5 protein-coding genes are annotated in these 4620 nt (G+C 74.7%); 2 read left to right on the forward strand and 3 right to left on the reverse strand.

What is annotated here, in order from left to right; genetic code table 11:
* Nucleotides 1–40: 40 nt before the first annotated feature.
* Together ACFULQ_RS48600 and ACFULQ_RS48605 are read right to left on the reverse strand one after the other, a co-directional pair.
* Complete coding sequence (locus ACFULQ_RS48600) at nt 41–988, reverse strand: endonuclease/exonuclease/phosphatase family protein (protein ID WP_383558132.1); 948 nt, start codon at nt 986–988, stop codon at nt 41–43.
* A gap of 10 nt (nt 989–998) precedes the next feature.
* Entirely contained in the window at nt 999–1745 is a 747-nt protein-coding gene (locus ACFULQ_RS48605) for an alpha/beta fold hydrolase (protein ID WP_383558135.1), read from the reverse strand.
* Nucleotides 1746–1820: 75 nt separating this feature from the next.
* Here ACFULQ_RS48605 and ACFULQ_RS48610 point away from each other — a divergent pair, with 75 nt between their 5' ends.
* Nucleotides 1821–3149, forward strand: a complete 1329-nt coding sequence (locus ACFULQ_RS48610) for a PLP-dependent aminotransferase family protein (protein WP_383558137.1) — start codon at nt 1821–1823, stop codon at nt 3147–3149.
* Here the strand turns inward: ACFULQ_RS48610 and ACFULQ_RS48615 are convergent.
* Nucleotides 3058–3885 (reverse strand): hypothetical protein, encoded by an 828-nt coding sequence (locus ACFULQ_RS48615; RefSeq protein ID WP_383558139.1) that lies wholly within the window; start codon nt 3883–3885, stop codon nt 3058–3060. The genes ACFULQ_RS48610 and ACFULQ_RS48615 overlap by 92 nt on opposite strands.
* 139 nt (nt 3886–4024) lie before the next feature.
* Here ACFULQ_RS48615 and ACFULQ_RS48620 point away from each other — a divergent pair, with 139 nt between their 5' ends.
* Nucleotides 4025–4534, forward strand: a complete 510-nt coding sequence (locus tag ACFULQ_RS48620) for an SH3 domain-containing protein (RefSeq protein ID WP_383558141.1) — start codon at nt 4025–4027, stop codon at nt 4532–4534.
* Nucleotides 4535–4620: the final 86 nt, after the last annotated feature.

Raw genomic sequence — 4620 nt, forward strand, 5'->3', positions numbered from 1 at the left:
CACCACGAGAGGGCGGCCCGCACCGGCACGCCGGCACCGCTCACCCGGGCCCGTGCAGCGTGATGTCGACGAGCAGGGCCCGGTGGTCGGTGTCGGTCAGGTCCAGGAAGCGGGCGTCGCTCGCCGAGAAGGCGGCGGACACCAGGACGTGGTCGATCTGCGTGCCGATCGCGGGCGCGGTGCGGGCGGGCCAGGTGGGGGTGCGGTCGGAGCCGGCGAGGCGGGCCGCGTCGCGCAGTCCGGTGTCGAGGATCGCGCGGAAGGCCGCGTGGTCCTGGGAGGCGTTGAAGTCGCCGGCCAGGACGGTGGGTTCCGAGCCCGCGGCGGCTCCGAAGTCCCGCAGTCTCCCCAACTCCTCCCGCCACACGTCCAGTTGCCCCGGCAGGGGTGGCATCGGGTGCGCCAGTTGCAGCCGTACGGCATGACCGCGCACGTCGGCGACGGCCCCCGGCATGCCCATCGTGGCCTGGATCGCGGGCGCCGCCCTCAGCGGGAAGCGGCTGAGGATGACGGACCCGGCGGAGCCGGGGCCCTCCACGGACCGCCGGTAGGGATACTCCCCGGCGAGGGTCCCCCGCAGGGTCGCCGAGCAGCCGTACTCGCACTCCACCACGAACACCACGTCCGGTTCCTCCCGGCGTACGGCGGCGACGAGGGCGTCGGTGGCGTGTCCGAACTCGACGTTGGAGGTGAGGACCTCCAGCGAGGCGAGCACCCGCCCGTCCGGTTCGCCGCCCTTGCCGTACGGGGCGATGAACCAGGCCAGCAGGCCCAGGACCACGGCCGCCCACAGCGCCCCCGGCCACCACCGGGCGAGCAGGGCGAGGGCCACCCCGAGGGCGGTGGGCGCCAGCAGCCAGGGCAGGAAGGCGAGGAGCTGGGGGACGGGGGTGATGCCGTCGGTGTCGGCGAGGCGGCAGCCGACGACCGCGCTCACGACGGCGAGGAGCAGGGCCGCGGTCCAGAGGGCGGGTCGCCGGTGGGTCACCGTGCCGAGCCTACGAGCGGGCGTCGACCTTCGCCAGGAACTCCCCGAGCGCGGCGTTGAACGCGGCGGGCCGCTCCAGGTTCGGCAGATGCGCGGCGCCCTCGATCACGCACAGCCGGGAATCCGGGAGCGCCGCGTGCATCGCCTCCGCGTCGGCGACCGGGGTGTAGGTGTCGTCGGCGCCCACGACCACCAGCGCCGGGACCGTGACGCGGGGCAGCAGGGCGCGGTGGTCGGTGCGGGCGGCGCGGGCGCGCAGGGCCGCCGCGGCGGACTCGGGACGGGTGGCCGTCATCATGCCGTGGACGTGCGCCTTCACTTCCGCACCGGCGTAGGGCGCGACCATCTTCTCCAGCACCTCGTCGGCGTAACCGCGCATCCCCTCGCGCAGCAGCCGGTCCGCCATGGCGTGCCGGGCCCGTACGCCCTCGGGCGTCTCCCCCGCCGGGAAGGTGTCGGCGAGGACCAGGCCCCGGATCCGTTCGGGGAAGAGCCGCCGGCAGTCCATGACGATCTGGCCGCCCATCGACAGGCCCGCCAGCACACAGGCCGGCACGTCCTGTTCGTCCAGCAGGGCCTCGATGTCCCGCGCGAAGTCCTCGAAGAGCTTCACGGGGGGCTCGTCGGCTGCGGTGCCGTAGCCGCGCAGGTCCGGGGCCAGGACCCGGCGGGAGGCGGAGAAGGCCTCGATCTGCGGGCGCCACATCGTGTGGTCGAAGGGGTGGCCGTGCACCAGGACCAGGGGGATCGCCGTCATGCCGCCGACCCTAGGCAGCGCCCTTTCCTCGGTGCAATAAGATCTTTGCCTTCGGTGCAATCACGGGGGGTTCGGGTGCACGACTACCGGCGTATCGCCGACCGCATAGCCGCCGACATCGCGGCTGGACGGCTCCGCCCCGGCGAACGGCTGCCCCCGCAAAGGAAGTTCGCCCGCCGGCACGGGATCGCCGCGTCGACGGCGGAGCGGGCCTACGGCGAACTCGTCCGGCGGGGCCTGGTGGTCGGGGAGGTGGGACGCGGCACCTTCGTGCGCGCCGGAGTGCCGGTGCGGCCCGGCAAGGGGCTGATCGAGGACGCGGGGGCGCCGGTCAACCTGGAGCTCAACTACCCTTCCGCACCAGGCCAGTCCGAGCTGCTCGCCGGCACGCTCGTGCCCCTGCTGCGCCCCGACCTGCTGACCGAGGCACTGCGCCCGGCCGCCGCCGGCGGCACCCCGGCCGCCCGCGAGGCCACGGCCGCCCTGCTCGCCACCCCGGGCTGGCGCCCCGCACCGGACCAGATCCTCTTCACCGGCAACGCCCGCCAGGCCGTCGCCGCCGCCCTCGCCTCGCTGGTGCGGCCGGGCGGCCGGGTCGGGGTGGAGGAGCTGACCTACCCGGTGGTCAAGGACATCGCGGCCCGTCTCGGCATCACCCTGGTCCCGCTCGCCGGCGACGAGGACGGCCTCCTCCCGGACGCGATCGCCGCCGCCCACCGCGCGGCTCCCCTGTCGGCTCTCTACGTCCAGCCGACCCTGCACAATCCGACCTCCGTGACCATGAGCGCCGAGCGCAGGCGCCAACTCGCCCGCGCGGTCACCGACTTGGACCTCCCCGTCGTCGAGGACCGCATCTGGTCGTTCCTCGCGGAGGCCGACGACCCGCTCGCGGCCCTCGTCCCCGCGCTCACCCTTGTCGTCGACGGCCTCTCCAAGCGGGTCGCGCCCGGCCTCACCGTCGGCTTCCTCGTCGTACCCCCGCAGCGCGCGGAGGCCGTGGCCGACGCCGTCCGTTCCGGCGGCTGGAGCGCGGGCCGGTTCGCGCTGGAGGCGGGGACGGGGTGGATCGCGGGCGGGACCGTGGCGCGGCTGGTCGCGGCGAAGCGGGCCGACGCGGCGCACCGGCAGCGGCTGCTGGCCGACTGCCTGGACGGGTTCGCCGTACGGTCCGATCCGCGCGCCTACTACGCCTGGTGGCAACTCCCCGCCCCCTGGCGGGCGGAGACCTTCACGGCCGCCGCCGCGGCACTCGGCATCGCTCTGACGCCCGGACCGTCCTTCGCCGTCGGCCCGCACCGCACCCCGGACGCGGTCAGGCTCGGGCTCGCGTCGGCTCCTGTGCCGGATCTGCAACGGGCACTGCGGACCCTCGCCGGGCTCGCGGCGAGCCGTAGCGAGCGGTGAGCCGGCAGGTCAGGGCCACCGCGAGACCGACGGCCACCAGCAGCCAGGACACCGTGCGCAAGGTGGAGGTCAGCGCGTCGTAGACGGCGCCCACGGCCGGGCGGCGGACCGGGTCGGGCAGGTCGGTGAGGGTGAAGTGGCGGCCCACGGCGACGGCGAGGCCGAGGAGCGCGCCGCCGAGCGCGGTGCCGAGGGCGGTCGCGGTGAGGGCGCGGCGGCGGCAGGCCGCGACCGCGATCCCGGCGACGGCGAGCACGGCGGCCGTGACGGGCAGCCAGAAACCGGCGACTTCGAGCACGTCGTAGCCCTTCCTCAGGCGGTCGAGTTCGGTGGCCGGGAGCACGGCGACCCGGGTGCGGGGAAGGTCCAACGGCACGTGCGCGAGGGCCAGTCGGCGCTCCACCTCGGCCAGGTCGACACTCACCTCGCGACGGCTGTCGTCGTGCAGCGCGCTCCACACGGCGTCGTGGACGGCCCGGTTGCCGGCGTCCCAGACGGCGGGGAAGGCCGGGGTGCGGGCGAAGTCGTGCACGAGGGGCCGCAGCGGTGCGTCGACCTCGTCCGCCACCGCGTCCCGTACGGCGGGGTCGGCGGCGAGCGGTGCCATCGCGGTGACGTACCGGCCCGGATCGGCGAGGCCGTACGCCGCCCAGGCCGCCAGTGCGCCGAAGGGCACCAGGAGACAGGCCACGGCGATCAGGGCGGCCGACAGGGCGCCACGGACACGGGAGGTCACCCCTTCAGGCAAGACCGCCGAAGGCGCCCGCGCGAGCCGTGGAGCTGGGGATTAGGCCTTCCGGTGGAGGGTTCACCCGAACGGGTGTCTCATGGATCAAGGGGGTACCGGGGGAAACCGGGGAGAAGGAGGCCGACCCATGCGCACCACTACGGCCCTGCGGACCCTGGCCGTGGCGCTGCTCACCGGCGGAACGCTCGCCGTCCCGGCCGCGGGCACGTTCGCGGCGGCAGCCCCGCCCACCCACGCCGAAGGCCACCACGGCGGCGGTCCGATCTGGGGCACCATCGTCTCCCGCACCGCGCTCAACGTGCGGGACGCGCCCACCACCCACTCCGCGGTCGTCGACCGGCTCGCACCGGGCAGTCAGGACCGCATCGAGTGCATGGTCCGCGGACAGAGCGTCAACGGCAACCCGTACTGGTACTGGTTCACCGGTGCCGAGGGCTGGGTCAGCGCCGCGTTCGTCGACACCGCCGGACGGTCCGTGCCGACCTGTGCGGACCCCTGTCCGCAGTGGAAGAACGACACCTGGAACAACGCCGACTGGAGCGATCCCGACTGGAACTCCGGTTCCGACTCCTGGGCGGCCTCGGGCTCCGTGACCTTCAGCTTCTCGGGCTCCTGGACCTGGACCGCGACCGGATGAGCCTCGGCGGACACCTGGACCTGGAATTCCAGGCTGTCCGGTGAGTGGAGGGATGAGGGAAGAGCGGACCCCGGCCTGGACACCGG

Source organism: Streptomyces sp. NPDC057253 (genome assembly GCF_042669125.1).
Lineage (GTDB): Bacteria > Actinomycetota > Actinomycetes > Streptomycetales > Streptomycetaceae > Streptomyces.